The sequence below is a fragment of the Desulfurella multipotens genome, from assembly GCF_900101285.1.
GTDB classification, from domain to species: domain Bacteria; phylum Campylobacterota_A; class Desulfurellia; order Desulfurellales; family Desulfurellaceae; genus Desulfurella; species Desulfurella acetivorans.
In genome coordinates this window covers 16152-35170 of sequence record NZ_FMYU01000013.1, presented here as the reverse complement: position 1 = coordinate 35170, position 19019 = coordinate 16152, and the positions used below count along the sequence as shown (strand labels likewise).

Genomic DNA, 19019 nt, shown 5'->3' with positions numbered 1-19019 from the left:
AATAGAACTTTTTTGAAAGCTTAAAAGTTAACCGAAAATTAGCTTTAAGCTATGTGAACTGCGTGATACGTTGTGTCGTTTACGCTTGCTGTTGTTACACTGCCTATTGCATTAGCTGAGCCAATCAAAACTACAATATCATCATTTATTGTGCTTGTGCTTGCGCCTGTATCAACGATGTAATTTAGGCTGTTATACTGAAATTGATACAGCGTATTGGCTTTGCCATTAGTGTCAATATATTGTAGGTCAGCAACAGGAAGAGTAGGGCCTCCACTTGTTACTGGGATAGTTGTTACTGTGCTAACAGAGCCATATGATGTATTCGACGCGCCACCTCCTACAGCATTTGTGTCAAACAGGAGGTAATCGTTTCCATGAGTGTTACCAGTAGTAAAGTAATCCACTAAGCCGCCTGAGAGGTTGCCGTATTGAGCATTGTGAACATCAAAGTAGACATTGACTGTAGCATTAGCATTTCCGCTAGTATTGTCAGTTAAACTCATAGTTGTATTTGTAGGTGCTATAAACAAATTGGTAACCACGGTAGCAGGTCCTCCTGCTGCTGTTGATCCTAATGCTTGCGTAGAATCAACTATGCTTAAATGATAAACATTTGATCCTGTCTGGCTTGCGCCGCTAAATTGGCTTGCATTAAATACATTTGTGATATTTAAAGCACTCGTTTGACCAGTTGAGCCAAAGTAACCTACTAAACCGCTGGCATTACCATTAGCTATACTTAAATCATAGTTTCCGCCAATTGTAACATTGTGTGCAGTTGTACTGCCAGCAGTAGAAGTGCCTGCATAATCCCACGCCTTAATTATATTTTTACTAGTTCCGCTACCAGAAGAGTTCAATACTACATTGCCAAAACCAGAGGTGCTACTTGTATCTGTATTGAGCGTGCCAATGGTTAAGCCTGGATTTGAGCTATCACCTATATTTAGATGCAGTATCTGATTTGTGCCAGAAGCTGATAGGGTATCAGTTGCTGTTCCTGCTGTGCTCTTAAGAATATTTACAGTATTGCTACTTGTTAGGCCTGAAATTGTGTTTGAAGCTGTATTATCAATATTATATGTTGTAATGGAAGTCAAAAGATTACCGCTAATATTAGAACCAGAGGTAGTCAATATATCCAGTGTACGGAAACCAGAAAATGAAGTATTTATAGCCTTTGTTAGTGAACTATTTGGGTTGTCTATTGTTGTAGCAGTATTACCATCATTTATGCCCAAAATATTGTTTCCGCTTCCTGGTTTTATTGTGCCAAAATGTGTGTTGGAAAGCTGGTTGCTGCTGAAAGTAAGCTCTGTTGTTGGGCTTGTGCCACCAGTAAATGTAAAGCCGGAAGCTAAAGGTGATACCCCAGCACCGCCTTTGCCAGTTGCAAAGTCCAGGTACAGATTAGCAGTATCATTTGCTGCATTTACTGTAGCAAGACCGCTTAAGTTTGGATTAGACAAATCCAGGTACACTTCAGCTGCGCCTGCAATGTTTAGTGTCGTAAGAGCACTAGCGTTAGCGCCACTAATATAAGTGCCAAATTGACTACTGCTATCGCTATTCAACGAAGCATTTGCAGCACCTGAGATATTTAGTGTAGTAAGCGTAGCTGTTGTCGAATTGTCATTAATGCTGTTCACATAGTTTTTGCCTGAAACATTGAGATTCAGCGTGGCAATATTAGATGTCTTTAGAGTATCACCGCTATTTGATACTGATTTACCGATTGTATTGATAGTTAAATTTTGCGTTGAAGCGGTTGTGTTAGTGTTGGTAAGGCTGTAAGTAACTTTGCCAGAATCATTTGCAAGCACTACATTGCCTATTGTGCCAGAAAGTTTAATATCAGAATTTTTGACAGCACCATTAATTGTAGCGTTTTGACCGTTTAGTGTATACTCTACCCCCCCATCAGGATTATTAGAAGTCAAATTTAAAATTCCGCTTGTACCGCTAAAGTCAAGACCTTTGCTATCATTGTTAATCTTTACATTTTGTATGTTTGTTAAGCCCACTTGGTTAAGCTGAAAATCACTTTGATTATTACCATCAATCTGTAAAATATTCATTGAAGTTGCTGGAGCTGAAACTGTATCACCTTGATCGATAGTAGAATTATTACCAGAAAGCGAGCCTTCAAATATATTTACAACACCGCTTCCTTGCAAGTGATCTATGCCTGTTGTAAACTCGTAGTAGTTTGTTGAAGTCTGGATTATAGTATCCCCAGACTGTGCAATATTGTTTACTATATAGCCAATAGTCTGGTTTGGTGTAGGCAGTGTGGAAGGATCGGCAGTTACACTAGACAAATAGGCTTTTGCAGCAGCAATATCTGCAGCGTCATAGGTTGCTGTAAGCTGGCTTGCGCTTCCTGTGTATAGTGCGGGATCAAGCGCCTGTGTAAACTGCATGGCTGCTGTGAGTTTGTTTTGTAGCGTAATGGCATCGTTTCCTCGAGCACCGTTTAGGATGTTTAATGCTATTGTGCCTGGTGTAAATGTGCCATTGTTAAAACCATTTTCATAAAAAGCCAAACCTTGCTGATCCGGAGCTCTGTTAAATAAAGCCTGATAAATTGATGTAATAACTTGAGCGATATTTGCGCTTGTGATTGTGCCGTAATTGGCTTTGGCTTCAAGAGAATTGGCAAAAGCATTTATAATCTGTGGTGTTAAGCCTCCTTGAGCAGCTGCCATTTGAGACCAATAAATTAGACCTGCTGGATCAGCTGGCCTTTGATAATAGGCAATGTACAAATCTTGAACCTGGTTAAAATAATCCGTAAAAGTCATAAAAGGACCTCCTCACAAAATTTTTTAATTAGAAAATAACTTTACTTTGCAACCAAAACCGTTAAGAGTGCATCCAATCCTACACCTCCTATTATTAACTTAATAACAATCCACCTACCAACTTTAATACGCATCCATTAATTTACTCACCCTTGTTTACATAGTAACAAAAAAATTCACAAAGTCAAGTCTTTTTTATAAAAAAAATTAGATTTAATAATTTAACCGCAGCTTTTTTGCAAAACACCAGGCGATGATTAGCCTATTATTGCAATAAATTTACTTTACACAAAGCCATTCAATGTTTATTTGAGAACAAACATTGTTGTTTGTGCGCATCAAAAAAGGCAAGTCTTGCTGTTTTATCTCGCCTTTGTTTAGCTTATCTATGTAGATAGGATCCAGTATATAATTGTAGGATAAAATTTTGAAATTTACACCCAAATAAATCCCAAGCGGTGTATTTGCCCATTTGTTTGCAATCCACTGTTTGTTTAACTCTTGATCAAACATTTGTAAGCCTTCTACAGTAATCGGCCTTACATGCGTTGGATCTGTAAGAAAATTATCATGTCTTGGGTGGGGAACGCGTATATGAATAATAGCGCCATTGATACAAATACGCCAAATTTCTTTTATTATCGAAAGATACACGCTAGTTTGCTGGCCTAAATGTTCCAAAACATGATTTAGCAAAATTTCATCTACACTTGAGTCTTCAAAAGGCCAGGGTACTTTTTCTAAATCCCATACAACGTCAGGGTTAACAGCTTCCACAAAATCTACATTGACAAAGCCGTCTAATTTTTTATCGCCGCACCCAAGGTTTAATTTTATACTCATTTATAATCCGTGTAAGATTTTTCTTCTTTTATGGTGCTGTTTAACCTATCATTTATACGTCTTTTTATGCTGTAGCGCAGGTCATTTTTTATATAAACGTTTCTTGCAAGCTCAATAAACCTGCTGTCAAACTGCTTTTTTTTCTCCAATTGCCTGATGGCATCTTCTATGTCCCATAGTTCCTCGTTTACTTTTTTTAACTCTTTTATATCGTTTGTTAAGCTTTCTTGCAATTGCAAAACTTCCGTTGCTTTTAATAGCTCATCAAGCTCAAACTTTATGTTTTTTAACTTCTGCTCGTCTTTAATACGCTCAAGCTTTATCTGCAATATTGTAATTTTATCAAATACTTCTCCCCACGAAACGCTAATTTTGGGTGTTTGGTACATTTTCTTCTCCGTCTAAGTTTATTTTTAAAAAGCCGTTTACCGTTATGTTTTTGCTTTTTGGCGTGGCCAAAACAAAAAATTGTTGAGAGTTTTGTTCAATCTCCAAAGCCCAAAAATCATACAAATCTTTTACCAGACTGCACGCTACAGCTATATTTTGCTTTGCTATAGGCCCAAAGGCTATAAATGGCTTGTGTGTGTTTATAGTTAGCATTGCGCCTTTTATGCTATTTGCAAAATCCGACGGAGCACACAGTGCAATCATATTGCAGTAATCAAGGTTTAGGCTATCTATTGTCTGCAGATTAATACTTACAAGCCTCGGCACATTGCCTATAGCAAGCGGGTCACTTTCACTTTGAGGGTCAAAATCAATAACATTTATTTTGTTTATCTGGTGGGCGCATGCAGACTCATAGGCGTAGATATTTTTGCAGCCATTCATTGCAAAACTGCCGCACAATGCCTGAAATTTTAACCTTCTTGGCTCAAAAGCTATGACTTTGCCAAAAAATGCGCATATTTTGGATGCTGTTATATAGACTTTTGTATCAAGCATAGCTCCTACAAAAATACTGCCTTGCTTTAAAAGGAGTGAAATAGAATTTAAAAAATTTTGAGTTACCTTTGAGTATAAGTTGTTTGGCTTTTCCCTGATAAAGCCTATCGTATCAGCCACATTGCAAAAGGATGGCAGTTTTAAATCACCTGTTATTTCAATGCGTGGTTTGCTTGGCGAAACTTCACTAAACTTTTTGTACAGTTTTTCATAGACAGTTTTTGCGCTTAGAGTGCGCCACGATTTTTCATAGGTTGCCTCTATTTCTTTGTACTCTTCATCTGAAACCTTAACTTTACCGTAGGCAGGCAGATTTTTTGCATTGTCTAATTCTACAAAATCCACCGTAGGATAGTTTGTGTAACATGAAGCATCGGTAGAAGATAATAGTGCCACGCAAGGCTTATCGCAGGCATCAGCAAGGTGCAGGCTAAAACTATCAATACTAATAATGCCGTCTACTTGGGCACATAAAGCTTTGAATTTTTCGGGGTTATCAATTTTGCCTTCTAAATCCAAAAGCCTTGGGTGTTTTATGTCTAACGTGCTGTCAACTATTAAAGTACAATCCTTTGCAATGGCTAAAAAGTTTCTTGCAAAAGGCGCTGCAATGTGCTTTGGGAAAGTCCTCAAAGGCACAGATGCTTTATGCACAAAAAGGATTTTTTTACCTTTTATATCTTTTAAAAGCTCCTGCACAGACAAATTTGCAAGATAGTGTATTGTAGTACTGTTTCGTTTTTTGCTTTTATCTATACTATCTGGATCGAGCCCAAACCACCACAAATACCAGTCGAATCTATTGGAAGTATTGTAGTTTGGCAAATTTATAAGGCCAGTTGTGTCAAAATATGCATCATATGCGCCTAAATCAACTAAAGACAAACCAGCAAAGTATATATTTTCAATGTAGGGTTTACTTGATAGTATATAGGCATTGTATGGGTTTGCATCTATACCAAGCAGGATATCAACGCTAAAACTGCCAATTTCATCTTTTAAAACTTTTGCTACATGATCAAATGCATTTATGCCAACAAGGCTATCGCCCAGATTACCGCCAAAGCCATTTACAATCAAAAACCTGTAGTGATTTCTGTTTGGCTTTTTTGCTTTTAAAACGCTTAACTGAGCGCCCAGGCAAAACGGCTCACTATGCGTGTAAAACTTATTTGCAAAAGCAATATTGTAAGATACTCTGCCAATTTTAAGTGGGGCATTTGGCCAGGAAAGCAAAGCTGATTCATTGTAGGCTGTAAGTTCTTTCAAAGATGCTTCTATATCAAGCTCTTTTAGATAATCAAGCAGATACTTTGCCTCGCCAATGTTGTTAATTATTATGTTTGAAACATCTGGTTTATCAACAGGGCTTTGCCTGTAAAATCTTATATACTTTGGTGTATCAACAAGCGTGTCTTTTTTTGCTAAAAAGCCTTCCATAGATACAGGTTTATATCATAAAGAAAATTTTTTTTCAAATATATACTTTTTTTTGTTGACAAACAAAACCCATTTTTTATAAAATTCTTAAAAAAATTTCATTATTGGAGGCTTTTTATGAATTCATCGCCACAAGACTTAGTGCAAGAGCTCTATATTGCTGCATACGGCAGACCAGCAGACCCGGCTGGACTTCAGTATTGGACTAATGTGCTAAACCAAAATGGAAACAATATAGGCGCCATTGTGTCAAATTTTACCAATTCTACAGAAGCCAACAACCTATACGGCACAATTAGCTCAAGCAATCTGCCAACCGTATTAAACAATATTTACGAAAATTTATTTAACAGACCTATAGATCAAGTCGGCTTACAATATTGGGAAAATACATATAACCAATACCATATGAGTGTTGGAGATCTTGCCTATGCTATTATGCAAGGCGCTCAAAATTCTGATGTTACTGTAATTGACAATAAAATTGCAACGGCCCAAACTATCACAAACTATTTAGCAAGCAATCCAAATATCAGCATAACACAAGGAGAGGTTCCTTTGCTTGATAATTTTTTGAAATCTGTATCTACCAGTGTGCCTTCATTAAACGATATACAAAACTTTTTAAATAATATGAACAATCAAAATATTGTTCAATCCTTGTATCTGGCATTCTACGATAGACCGGCAGATCCAGCTGGTTTGCAATATTGGTCAAATGTGCTATCTCAAAACGCAAACAACATTAATGCTATACTGCCTTCTTTTGCCAGTTCTCAAGAATCAGCTACACTCTATGGTAATGTTCAGCCTACACCGGATTTAAACACTTTGATAAATACAATGGATAATTATTTTAACACTCTTTTTACTACATACGGCCTAACTCCACCAAACCTTCAGGGTTTAAACAATGCTGTTGCAAGTTATTACCAGGACTATGCTAGCGGGAACCTAACAAATGTAAACAATGACATTAATAACATAATTAACCAGTTTGACAATTTAATGATTTATGCGGCAAACCAATATGGCATAAAGCTTACAGTAAATGATTTGCAACCTCTTAATGCTTTATTGCAAAATACATACCAAAGCGGTCAATTCCCAACAGAAAGCAACTTTATAAATGCGTTTGATTCATTTATAACGAATGCGGCAAAGACTAACAATGAAACTATTACTAGCAGCGACTTATCTGAGCTTAATAGTATACTTAGCAGTGCTTATCAGTCTGAATTTTCTACATTACAATCATATGTAAATTCTGTGGATAATATGATAAATACCATATATCAAAACTTATTCGGCAGACCAGCAGATTCAAGCGGATTGCAATATTGGCAAAATATTTACACACATACACCAAATATGAATCCTGGGCTTTTAGCATACGATATTTTACACAGTGCCACCGGCTCTGATTTAAATACCATACAACATAAAATTGCCATAGCAAATGAAGTTACGCTTTTATACCAAAACAACCCTACTGCCTACAACAGCTCAACAGTAAAAGGTTTAATTAGCGGCTCTACTTTGCCTTCCATAAGCGATGTTGCAAATTTACTAAATTTACCAACAACGAGCATCAATACAGGCTCAAGTAGTACAGGTACTTCAAGTAGCAGCACACCTTTTACGGTATCAAATCCTGGTACTTATAATGGTTTGACGATTAATTATCAAAATGGAATTATTTTTTCTAACTTAATCAACCCAAATAACCCCACAACTACAAATATAATCAGCATTCAAGATTCTAGCAATTTTACAACAGATTTAAATACAGCAATTGCTAAAACTACACCCACAACTCCATATTCATACTTTATATATGAAGGCAATACATATATTGTTGATCATGGTTATACAGATGCTGGGTCTACTACTTTTAATAGCGGCGTAGATGCAGAAGTTGAAATAGTTGGCTCACATATACCTAACCCAACTGTTGTAGGAGGGCATGTTACTTTTTCTAGTTAATTTTTTGCCTTGCCATAATGGTAAGGCTTTTTAGCTTAAAAAGTTTTTTAATTTATCACACAGCATTTCTAAAGACTCATCCCAGCTTAATAAAGAGGGAGTTTCTTTTTCTTTAACATTGTGTGGCTGCTTTATAAAAAATTTTATTTTGTTAATTAAATCATTTACATCATATGGTTTAAAGTATATTGGGTAAGCACCACCTACTTCTCTAAAAACTTCTATATCACTTGCAATAATTGGTTTTTTGTATTGCATAGCTTCCACCAAAGGCAGTCCAAAGCCTTCTCTTTGAGAAGCAAAAATGAGCGCTTTAGTATTATTGTATAAAAAATTCAACTCACTATCATTGCAAATGTTAAACATAAATAGCTTTTTATTGTAATATGGGGAACTTAAGATACGATTCAATAAATTCTGGCTTTCACAAGCATACTTTCCAACAATAACCAACGCATCACTAAAACCATTATTCCACAGGTATTCAAAAGCTTCAACAACAATACTTTGACCCTTTCTTGGCTCAATTGTACCTACAATAAGAAAATATGGATTTTTTGTTATATTAAAAATATCAGATTGAATTGATTCGTCTTCTTTAGATTTTGGCAAATCTGCGCCTAGATAAAAATATTCTATTGGTTTATTAATTTTTTGTGATTTTAAATAGTTAGCAATATTTCTTTGCTCACTTTTTGAGATAGTAATATAAAAATCTGTATATTTGATAATCTTATTAAAACTCTTTTCAAAAGCATTAACCAGAGTATCAATTACTATTTCTTTGTTTGTTATTGGTATTATATCATATACCAGATAGGCAACTTTACCACCCTTTTTTTTTAATTTCTTTTGGATTTTAAAAAAAAGTTTATTTTCAGTATAAGTAATTTGCCAAAAAGCATCAATTATAAATAACAAATCGGTTTCATTCATTATTAGCGTATTTTTTTGGTAAAATATAGAGCTAATAAAATCTACCAAAAAATTTTTAATAGGGTGGTAGATACAACCATAATAAAAATCCCACAATGTTTGAACAATATTATATGTAATCTCATTTTTATTTTTTAGATAAAATTTAACTTTCTTTTTAAAACTTGTCTTGTTGGTAATATTGGTAATATCTGATGGCAGGGATGAAAGGAAATTTTCTATATTGATGTAACCATATTTTGTTAAAATCACTGGAACCACAGATACTCCTAATTTTTTTTCCATTAAATCAGTTCTCGACACAATGTTACGCACTACTCTTTGAATACCGGTTTGCAAATTATATGTGTAAGTATCAGAGCAATCAATTAAAATTCTTTTAACAGCCATAATTTATCTATTGATTATTTTATTTTATCCTTTTTTAGATCAGCTTCCATCATAATCTGCACTAATTTATCAAATTTTTGATATATTTACTAGTTTTTTTAAAATTATTTTTTCCAAAATTATTCGACCTATCTAGCATACAACAAAAGATTTATTATTTTTAAAACACATTTTCTATATATTTACCGAAAAATCAAAACGTTGTAATGTTAAATTTACATTATAATAAGGGTCTTTAGAGTCTAAAATTTTCCTCCAATTTTTAGTAAATAAATCTTTTTCTTTTTTAAACTTCTGCTGCTTTTCAAAAGTATCATCTCTGCCTCTCGTTTTAAATTCAAAATGATAAGCTTTGGCAAATGGAGTAAAAACAATCAAATAACCCATTTGTCTGATTTTCAGGCAAAAATCAATATCGTTAAACGCTATTTGGTATCTTTCATCAAAACCACCAACTTCATTAAAAACAGACTTTTTTGTCATCAAACAGGCACCGGTAACCGCTGATATATTCTGGACAACTTTGAGGCGCATAAAGTACCCATTTGATTGGGCAGGAAAATATCTATGAGAATGATCAGCGGCACCACCTAAACCTATAATCACACCTGCATGCTGTATAGTATTATCTGGATACAAAAGTTTTGCACCTACTGCCCCCACATCGTCTCTTTGTATAAACATAAGCATTTCTTCCATCCAATTATTGTTTATAATTTCAATATCATTGTTTAAAAAAAGCAAAATATCTCCAGATGCATACGATACAGCAAAGTTATTAATTTCAGAATAATTAAATTCTTTAGACTTAGACCACCGAATAATCTTTATAAAATCGTATGTTTTTTGCAGATATTCATAATATTCAAGTGTTGATTTATCTGTTGTATTATTTTCAGCAATTATAATTTCGTAATTATTATATGTGGATTTTAAAATAGATTCTATACACTTTTTTAAATCATCCTTATGGTCCTTGTTTGGAATTATTATTGATATTTTTTGGTAATTACTAATTTCATAATTTATTTTGTAAAAACCCAAGAAACCTAAATTTTCAACCTTTCCTTTTAAGCCTACCCTTGAGAGGTGATCACTTAAAGCATTTTTACCATTTTCATGAGCATACAACTTTTTGTTTTCATCTAAAAATTTATTTACAAATCGTTTATGATACAAAACTTTAGGTATATGGATTATTTTTTTAGCTTTTTCTACACATCTGAGGATAAAATCATAATCGTGAAAAACCTCATAGCCTTCCCTAAAAATACCCACTTTATCAATCAACTGTTTTTTTACTACAATTAAATTACCAATATAGTTATAACTTCTGAGTAAATCAGGGCTAAAATCTGGTTTAAAATGTGGTTCAAATCTTTTTCTACCATTTTTTGAAATCTTATCTTCGTCTGGGTAGATAAAATCAGCATCAGGGTTTTGATTTATAGCTTTTACAATTTCATACAAAGCAAAAGGTGCTAAAGTATCAAATTGATCTAAAAACGCAATATAATCACCATCTGCAAGCTTTAATGCTCTATTTAAATTATAAACTATTCCGGGATTCTCTTTAAAAAATTTGACTGTTATGCGTTTATCTTTCGATAAGTAAGTTTTAAGCAATTTTATTATCTCACGATTAGGCCTATCTGCAATGCATAATTGCCAATTTGAGTAAGTTTGCGATGTAACAGAATTTAGCACATTCAAAAGCGTGTTTTTCTGTGTATTAAAAGTGGATACGACAATAGAAATTTTAGGGCTATAAGAAAATTTGAAACTTTTCTGTTTCTTAAGTGTGTTTTTATCGGGTTCAAATTTTTTTATCCACAATTTATATGGATCAATTAAATTGAATCTTTCCAAAATTTTAGCCAAAAACATCCTAAATCCATTATTTTTTAGATATAAAATAGCTCTTGTAAAATTATTTTTTTTAAAAATCATTATTGTGTTTTTAAAGCTTCCTCAAAACCTGGATCATGTTTTACCACATAATAGGCACCATGATTTGTTAAATGATTGGTGTCTAAATATAGTGGATAACCTTCTTTGTCTAAAACTATACACGGCTTGTCATCAATACACATATGTTTTGCAGGATTTATTAGTGTAAATTTGTAATACTTTTCTGCTTCTTTAAATGCCTCAAAAACTGGCTTTTGCCTTTTTAGATAGTCAGAATATGTAGGAGCGGCTATTTTCCTTGTGTGAATACCGCGCAATATGTAAAGCTTTGATAGCGTTTCTGGGACATTCCAACCAATCTCGGGAACATCTGAGACAATATATACTTTAATGTTCATCTCATGAAACACTTTTAGCGTTCTGATTAAACCTCTTTCGAGCACCTTTGGATTGTTTGATATATTATCGTGCGTTTTTGAGTGTTTGTCCCACAAAGCCAAAGATTCTTCTGTATTGTCAACAAATTGTCCATCTTTGTAAATATAGCCATAACCATTTGCGTAAATACCCCACCTTGCAACTAAAAATACCTCTTTAATGTGCGGATGTGCCTTTATTAATTCTAAATACTTTGATTTTACCTGCGAAAGTGTGTCATCGCTGCCCCAATTAACACCAAATAATGGTGGATTGCCACTTGCTGCAAGCAGTTTACCTTTTATGCCAAGTTGTTTTGCAAGCAAACTAATTCCAGGCGATAATGCGTCTGCGTGAGAATCTCCCATAACCACAAAAGTATAGTGAGGGGCATTATTATCACCAAGTGTTGGATACTTATCCCAAACAACTTCATTGGGTTTTAAATCCATATATTTTGAATCATCAAGATTTTTGTCTGTTGGAGCACTAATAATTTTTTGAAGTTCTTTAGGATACCTGCCTGGTAATCCATCATGGTATTCTAAATAATATCCAAAAGAAGCAATAAGAATCATCACAGCAAAAATTGGAATAAATAATTTTTTTGGGTTGGCTTTAAAGTCTTTTAATCTTATTGGTGTTTCAATAAACCTATAAGATAGGTAAGACAAAACAAATGTTAATATCAACGCCGCAATTAGTAATAAATCATCAATGTTTTGAGGCAAAACCGGTGCAAAATACCTATAAGCAGATAATATAGGCCAATGCCATAAATAAAGAGAGTAAGACAAAAGACCTACAAACACAAAACTTTTTGTGGAAAGTAACCTTTTTAAACAATTCTCAGAATAGGTATTTGCATAAATAATTAATAAAGCACCAATAGCTGGTAAAAGTGCAGCATATCCAGGAAATGGCGTGGTTTTTTTAAACAAAAAAACAGCTGTTAAAATAAATATCAAACCAATCCATGCTAATATTTTGCCAAATATATTACTATTCAATCTGGGAAAAGCCCCAAGTGCCACAAGTCCACCAAAAGCAAATTCCCAAATTCTAGTGAAAAATAGGTAAAAATCAGCCTCAGGATCAACTTTTACAAGGTAAATATTTAAAATAAAAGAAGCCACCAACGCAATGCTAACCCATAGCACGTAGCGTTTTTTTAACCATTTTGTTATAATTACCAAAAAAGCAGGGTAGAATAAATAATACTGCTCTTCAACGCCTAAAGACCATGTATGTATTAGTGGCAAAGAATCTACATCTGGAGCAAAGTATCCACCTTTTAACCTCATAAAATAAATATTTGACAGGTAAAATACAGTAAACATTGAGGAAAAACCCAAAGTTTTATAGTTGTCAGGTAATAAGTAAAAATAACCAAAAATAAAAGTAGCTATAATAAGTGTAAATAATGCAGGAAATAATCTTTTAACCCTTCTTATGTAAAAATTTATGAAAGTGAATTTATCTTTGTTAAGTTCATTTACCGTTATAGATGTAATTAAGTAACCAGAAATCACAAAGAAAATATCGACACCAATATAGCCGCCAGAAAACAACATTAAATTTGCATGGTATAAAATTACTGCTAAAACCGCAATAGCTCTTAATCCATCTACATCTGGCCTATATTTAATTGAACTTGAGACATTTGGGTTTTTCAATGTCATTTAAATTCTCTTTCAATTCTTTTTAGATCAGCTTCCATCATAATCTGGACCAATTTATCAAATTTTGTATTTGATTGCCATCCTAATTTTTCTTTTGCTTTTTGTGGATTGCCAATTAAGAGCTCTACTTCTGATGGTCTGTAGAAATCTTTTGATACTTCTACCAATACTTTTCCAGTCTTTTTGTCTATACCTTTGGAAGCAATGCCTTCTCCAGACCATTCTATGTTAAAACCTGCTATTTCAAATGCTTTTTCCACAAATTCTCTTATTGTGTGCGTTTCACCCGTTGCAAGGATATAATCATCGGGTTTATCCTGCTGAAGCATAAGATACATACCATATACATACTCTGGTGCATAGCCCCAGTCTCTTTTTGAGTCAAGGTTGCCAAGGACAAGTTTATCCTGCAGACCACGCTTTATGCGAGCTATGGCATATGTGGTTTTCCTTGTTACAAATTCAAGACCTCTTAGCTCTGATTCGTGGTTAAACAGTATACCGCAGGCTGTAAACATATTATAGGCTTCTCTATAGTTTACGCTTATATAGTGCGCAAAAACTTTGGATACCGCATATGGGCTTCTGGGATAAAAAGGTGTGTTTTCTGTTTGAGGAATCTCCCTTACTTTGCCAAACATCTCTGAAGTAGATGCCTGATAAAACTTTGTGTCTGGTTTTATATCTCTTAGTGTCTCAAGCAGCCTTAAAACACCTATTGCGTCTATATCTGCTGTTAGTATCGGCTGTTCAAACGATACACCTACAAAGCTTTGTGCTGCCAAGTTATACACTTCATCTGGCATGATTTTTGATATTACATGGCGAATATTAGTAAGCTCTAAAAGATCCATATAAATAATTTCTACATCCTCCTCTATACCAAGCTCTTTTAACCTCCAGTTACCAGAATCACCGCTGCGTCTGTCTGCGCCGTATACCTTGTAGCCTTTTTCCAGCAAAAGCTTTGCAAGATATGCGCCATCTTGACCTCTAATGCCTGTTATCAGTGCTTTTTTCATTAAATGCCTCCGAATTTGTTCTTAGTTGATTATATAAAATTAGAGTTTTATCTATTAGCTGAGTGGCTGAGTCATCCCATGTTGTAAGTTTTATAGTTTGCGTTTTGTCAGCTAGGGGTTTTACGTTATTTATTGCATCAACTAAACTATCAATGCTTGAAAGATTAAAATATATAGGGTAGCTACCACCTATTTCTCTAAAAACATCAATGTCGCTTGCAATCACAGGCACATTGTAATACATTGCCTCTGCCAAAGGCAAACCAAAACCTTCTATAGTAGAAGCTACAATTACTGCAGCTGCATTTTTATATAAATAAGAAAGATCTTCATCGTTTAAAAAGTTAAACATAAAAAGATTCTTATTGTAATATTTTGAAGATTTAATCCTTTTTAAGGTATTTTCGCATAACCAGCCGATTCTGCCTACTATAATAAGTTTTTTTGATAAATCATTTTCCCATATCTTTTCAAAAGCATCTAATACAAAGTTATGGTTTTTTCTGGGTTCCAGCGTGCCTACCATAAGAAATATCTTAGAATTTTTAACAATATCTTCAATGTGTTCATTGTGATTTACTGATTGTGTTAATGGTTTTATATCACTCCCCAAACTAAATACATCTATGAGTTTTTTTGAAATTCCACTAAATTCATTTTCGCTTAATTTTTTTATTTGATACACATTTGCATGAGATGTTGTAACAATTGCGTCAAAAACATCAGTTTTTTTAAAATTTGCTTTAAATTTTTTTGGAGTTTGATCTCTATAATATTTTGGAAACATTAATGGTATAATATCGTAAATCAGCAATATAAAAAAAATGCCAAATTGCTTTTTGTATTTTATAATAGCCTCAAACAACCCAAGCTCCCAAAAAACATCAATTCCAAGAATAATATCTCCTTTTTGAGGAACTATTGGGTTAGCTTTAATTGAAGGTTTTGCAAAAAATAAAAAAAGCCTTCCATATAAATTTTTAGCAAAAAAATAAACTTTTGAAGGTAGGATTTTTGACAGCAAAACTTTTGCCTTTAAAACTTTTGGGTCTGGTTTTTTATTTAGCAAATCTTCTTTGGATATCGGTATAAATTGGCCTTCTTTTAAAATAACGGGCGTGCACTTTATACCAAAATTAGTTTCAATATAATCTACCCGTGCAATTATATTTCTTACCACTCTTTGAATACCGGTATTTAATCCTGTGTAGTAAGTAGCTGTGCAATCTATAAAAATGTTTTTAGGCTTTTCCACTTTAACACCGCAATTTACCAAATCAAAAAACACAATAAATCAACTGAGTATAAACTAAACAAACGGCGTTTGTCAAGGCTACGGGCAATAAGTTCTTTAGTCGTCCTGAACGCATGTGAAGGATCTACTTATAGGATTCTTCGCTTCGCTCAGAATGACGGTAGAGTCACTCATCCTGAGTGTAAACAAAGGATCTACTTATGGGATTCTTCGTCCACTTACGCGGCCTTTAGAATGACGGGTATAGTGACTAATTGAAAAAATCAATTTACAATAAATCAAATCTATATATAATGTTTTTTAGCATGGTAATAAAAGGTGATGCGTGAGTCAAAAATTATCAGCCATTAAAGAAGGTTTCAAAATACCCATCCAGTACAGGCACTTAATATGGATTTTAGCTTTAAAAGAGCTTAAAATCCGATACAGAGGATCCGCATTTGGTTTTTTTTGGTCTATATTAAACCCTCTGCTTTTGTTATTGATATATGTTTTTGTTTTTACTGTTATATTTAAAGCATCCGCTAAAGCCTACCCAGTGTATTTGTTTGTGGGTCTTTTGCCGTGGAACTGGTTTGCTGGCTCTATAAATGAGTCTACAATGGCTATCGTAAGCTCTGGGGCATTTGTAAATAAATCTACGCTTCCATCCGAAATCTTAATAATGGTAAAAGTATTATCAAACTTTATAAATTATGTTTTGTCTTTGCCTGTGCTACTTTTATTTATAATTATTTTCGGTGTTTCAATAGGCTTGCCTTTGATTGTATTTCCTGTAATTGTAATTATTCAATTTTTTATTACCTGTGGAGTTGGTTTTTTTGTAGCAACCTGGGAAGTCTACTACAGGGATATGCAACATATTGTAATGAATTTATTGCAATTTTTATTTTTTGGTATGCCAATTATGTATTTTGAGCAACAGCTACCCCTAAAAGCCCAAAAACTCATTTTTTTAAATCCGCTTGCTTATTTGATTAAATCTTATCAGAGTATTTTTTACTACAATTGGTTTCCAAAACCTTTTTATCTGGCTTTACTTGCTTTAGTAGCTATTGTTGTATATACTCTGGGGTTTTTATATTTTAGATCACACAAAGAGGAGTTTCCAGAGTTAGTATGAGTATATATGCCATAGAAGTATTGCATCTTACAAAACGATTTAAAGTCGTTGAATACAACCCCACTTCTATAAAAACTAAATTTGTAGGTTTTATTAAAAGCGGTTTTAAAAGAAAAAAAAGGCCAACAATAACTGTGCTTGATGATATCTCGTTTTCAATAAAAAAATCTACAACATTTGGTATAATGGGTAGAAATGGTGCTGGCAAAAGCACACTTTTAAAGCTAATCTGTGGCATTATAACACCAACTAGTGGTACAATTATAAGAAACGGAAAAATTGTGCCACTTTTAGAGCTTGGTGCGGGCTTTCATCCAGAACTTACAGCAAAAGAAAATATACTAATAAACGGACTTATGCTTGGGCTATCTAAAAAAGAAATAGAGGCAAAATACGATGAAATACTTGATTTTGCAGAATTAAGCCATGTAGCAAACGAACCATTGCGTACATTTTCATCTGGTATGTATATAAGACTTGCTTTTTCTGTAGCAATAAACATAAATCCTGATATTGTAATACTTGATGAAATAATGGGCGTAGGTGATCAATCCTTTCAGAAAAAAAGTTCTGAAAAAATCTTAGAATTCCAAAAAAAAGGTAAGACATTAATTATAGTTAGCCATGATCCTGATTTAGTTGAAAAAATATGCGATGAAGCCATGCTTATAGAAAAAGGTAAAATTGTAGAATTAGGAAGCCCTGCAATTGTAGCGAAAGCTTACAGTGCTATGTTAAGTTAATTATGAATGCATTTTTGTTTTTTGCTTTTTTGGCGAAAAAGAATAGTCATCCTGAAGGGTAAACGAAGGATCTACTTATGAGATCCTTCGCACGCTTTCGCTCCTTACAATGACAATTGTTTGACATAAAATTGTTTATTCTATAATATATTTTCTAGAAAATGGCGGCTTTGCTGAATGAAGGACTTTTATGAAACATTCTTATTTTAACAATATTGAGTTTCCATCAGTTGATTATATTGGCAAAAAATTTATTTTTGTCAGTGCATTTTTATTGACAATAGGCATTACTACATCAATAGCTATTACAAATATTGCTTTAACAATAGGTTTTGTAGGTTTGCTTATTTTAGCTTTATCTAAAAACTTTAGTTTCGAAAAAAAAGATATACCTATTGGCTTACTTTTTTTGCAAAACCTTTTATCTATTTTTGGTATAAATGTAAAAAATAGCTTTACAAATTTAAATCCAGTGCGTTTATTTTTACCTTACTTTATACTCAGCAGGCTTAGCGAAAAACACAAATTTATTGTAAATTTATTGGCTCTTGTGACTATTTTTACATCAATTTGCATTATTGTAAAAGCTTTCTTTAATTTTGAAATACAGGATATTTTTTCTGCGCGGCATATATATTTTCATTATCCGCCGATTCAAGCTGGAAGCTTGTGGTCAACAAGTTTTTTAGCAACTGGCTCTATTATGATGATGCTTGCTTTGCTTTTTGTAACATTGAGCTTTTATTATAAAAGTATTTTTTACTATACAAGCGCAGCTTTTGCTTTTTTTTCTTTGTTTTTTATTCAAGAATTATCAGCTATACTTGGCTTTTTTATTGGTATTATACTAATACCGTTTTTTATAAAAAAAATCAAAAAAAAGAATTTAATATTTTTTTATACAATAATTATAATTGCTTTTATAATTTTATTTGAAGCAAGCCCTGTAAAACAAAAAATTATCAATGCAGTGCATTATCATAAAAATACAAGCATATTATTAAGGTTTGCTCAGTGGGATGCTGCTATAAAAGCAATACAAAAGCAAAATCTAAAAACAATAATGTTTGGTTTTGGGTTAAATAATGCAGACAAAGCTATATTGCCATATAAAATTGAAAGTTTTAAAAATATATGCAATAAATATTCGACACATTGTAGCTCATATACTCAATTAAACGGTATTGGTTATATGGATAATCTTTATTTCCAGACACTCATAGATTATGGAATAATTGGAGAATTATTATTGATTTTGTCTTTTTTTATAATAATTAGAAATAACTTAAATGCTCAAACCATATCAAAATTTGCAACAGCTTTTAATAAAGCTACAACCATAGCATTTGTTTCTTTTATAGTTTCGTCTTTCTTTTTTAGTGCTTTTTTGTACATAGATATGTTTTACTTTTTAATGTACATTCTGGGTCTTAATGAGTCAATCAAAACGTGGGATTCATCTGATATAATAAATAAAATTAAGTTGATGTAAATATTGCAGAGTAAGATTCTTCGC

13 protein-coding genes are annotated in these 19019 nt (G+C 33.2%); 4 read left to right on the top strand and 9 right to left on the bottom strand.

The genetic code is table 11. From position 1 onward, the window contains the following. Window positions 1–44 precede the first annotated feature (44 nt). The 4 genes from BLQ93_RS08305 to BLQ93_RS08290 all read right to left on the bottom strand — a co-directional run bounded on the left by BLQ93_RS08305 (window position 45) and on the right by BLQ93_RS08290 (window position 6038). Window positions 45–2807, bottom strand: a complete 2763-nt coding sequence (locus tag BLQ93_RS08305; RefSeq protein WP_092129570.1) for a DUF4214 domain-containing protein — start codon at window positions 2805–2807, stop codon at window positions 45–47. Between the two features lie 279 nt (window positions 2808–3086). Then, window positions 3087–3650, bottom strand: a complete 564-nt coding sequence (locus BLQ93_RS08300) for a class I SAM-dependent methyltransferase (RefSeq protein WP_038572140.1) — start codon at window positions 3648–3650, stop codon at window positions 3087–3089. Then, a complete protein-coding gene (locus BLQ93_RS08295) occupies window positions 3647–4039 on the bottom strand; it encodes a DUF6165 family protein (RefSeq protein ID WP_092129569.1) in 393 nt (130 codons plus the stop codon). The genes BLQ93_RS08300 and BLQ93_RS08295 overlap by 4 nt, the downstream gene beginning before the upstream one ends. Next, entirely contained in the window at window positions 4017–6038 is a 2022-nt protein-coding gene (locus BLQ93_RS08290; RefSeq protein WP_092129567.1) for a glycosyltransferase family 9 protein, read from the bottom strand. Before BLQ93_RS08290 ends, BLQ93_RS08295 begins: the two co-directional genes overlap by 23 nt. A 117-nt stretch (window positions 6039–6155) precedes the next feature. Between BLQ93_RS08290 and BLQ93_RS08285 the strand changes: the two genes are divergently transcribed. Beyond that, window positions 6156–8024, top strand: coding sequence for a DUF4214 domain-containing protein (locus tag BLQ93_RS08285; RefSeq protein WP_092129565.1), 1869 nt, complete (start codon window positions 6156–6158; stop codon window positions 8022–8024). Between the two features lie 30 nt (window positions 8025–8054). On the opposite strand, the gene BLQ93_RS08280 is transcribed toward BLQ93_RS08285, so the two are convergent. The 5 genes from BLQ93_RS08280 to BLQ93_RS08260 form a co-directional block, all read right to left on the bottom strand. Further along, window positions 8055–9350, bottom strand: coding sequence for a glycosyltransferase family 4 protein (locus BLQ93_RS08280; protein ID WP_092129563.1), 1296 nt, complete (start codon window positions 9348–9350; stop codon window positions 8055–8057). A 174-nt stretch (window positions 9351–9524) separates the two neighbouring features. Beyond that, window positions 9525–11300: a glycosyltransferase family 2 protein gene (locus BLQ93_RS08275; protein ID WP_092129561.1), complete on the bottom strand. Its 1776-nt coding sequence runs from the start codon at window positions 11298–11300 to the stop codon at window positions 9525–9527. Beyond that, window positions 11300–13360: an acyltransferase family protein gene (locus BLQ93_RS08270; protein ID WP_092129559.1), complete on the bottom strand. Its 2061-nt coding sequence runs from the start codon at window positions 13358–13360 to the stop codon at window positions 11300–11302. Before BLQ93_RS08270 ends, BLQ93_RS08275 begins: the two co-directional genes overlap by 1 nt. Then, window positions 13357–14382, bottom strand: coding sequence for a GDP-mannose 4,6-dehydratase (gmd, locus tag BLQ93_RS08265; RefSeq protein WP_092129557.1), 1026 nt, complete (start codon window positions 14380–14382; stop codon window positions 13357–13359). Before gmd ends, BLQ93_RS08270 begins: the two co-directional genes overlap by 4 nt. Further along, window positions 14354–15637, bottom strand: coding sequence for a glycosyltransferase family 4 protein (locus BLQ93_RS08260; protein ID WP_159427517.1), 1284 nt, complete (start codon window positions 15635–15637; stop codon window positions 14354–14356). The genes gmd and BLQ93_RS08260 overlap by 29 nt, the downstream gene beginning before the upstream one ends. Before the next feature lie 325 nt (window positions 15638–15962). Here BLQ93_RS08260 and BLQ93_RS08255 point away from each other — a divergent pair, with 325 nt between their 5' ends. From BLQ93_RS08255 to BLQ93_RS08245, 3 genes are all read left to right on the top strand, one after another. After that, window positions 15963–16760: an ABC transporter permease gene (locus tag BLQ93_RS08255; RefSeq protein WP_092129553.1), complete on the top strand. Its 798-nt coding sequence runs from the start codon at window positions 15963–15965 to the stop codon at window positions 16758–16760. Then, window positions 16757–17503 carry an ABC transporter ATP-binding protein gene (locus BLQ93_RS08250; RefSeq protein ID WP_025391147.1) on the top strand — a complete coding sequence of 249 codons (747 nt, stop codon included), beginning with the start codon at window positions 16757–16759 and terminating at the stop codon, window positions 17501–17503. The genes BLQ93_RS08255 and BLQ93_RS08250 overlap by 4 nt, the downstream gene beginning before the upstream one ends. Window positions 17504–17693: 190 nt before the next feature. After that, window positions 17694–18995 carry an O-antigen ligase family protein gene (locus BLQ93_RS08245; protein ID WP_092129551.1) on the top strand — a complete coding sequence of 434 codons (1302 nt, stop codon included), beginning with the start codon at window positions 17694–17696 and terminating at the stop codon, window positions 18993–18995. Window positions 18996–19019 lie beyond the last annotated feature (24 nt).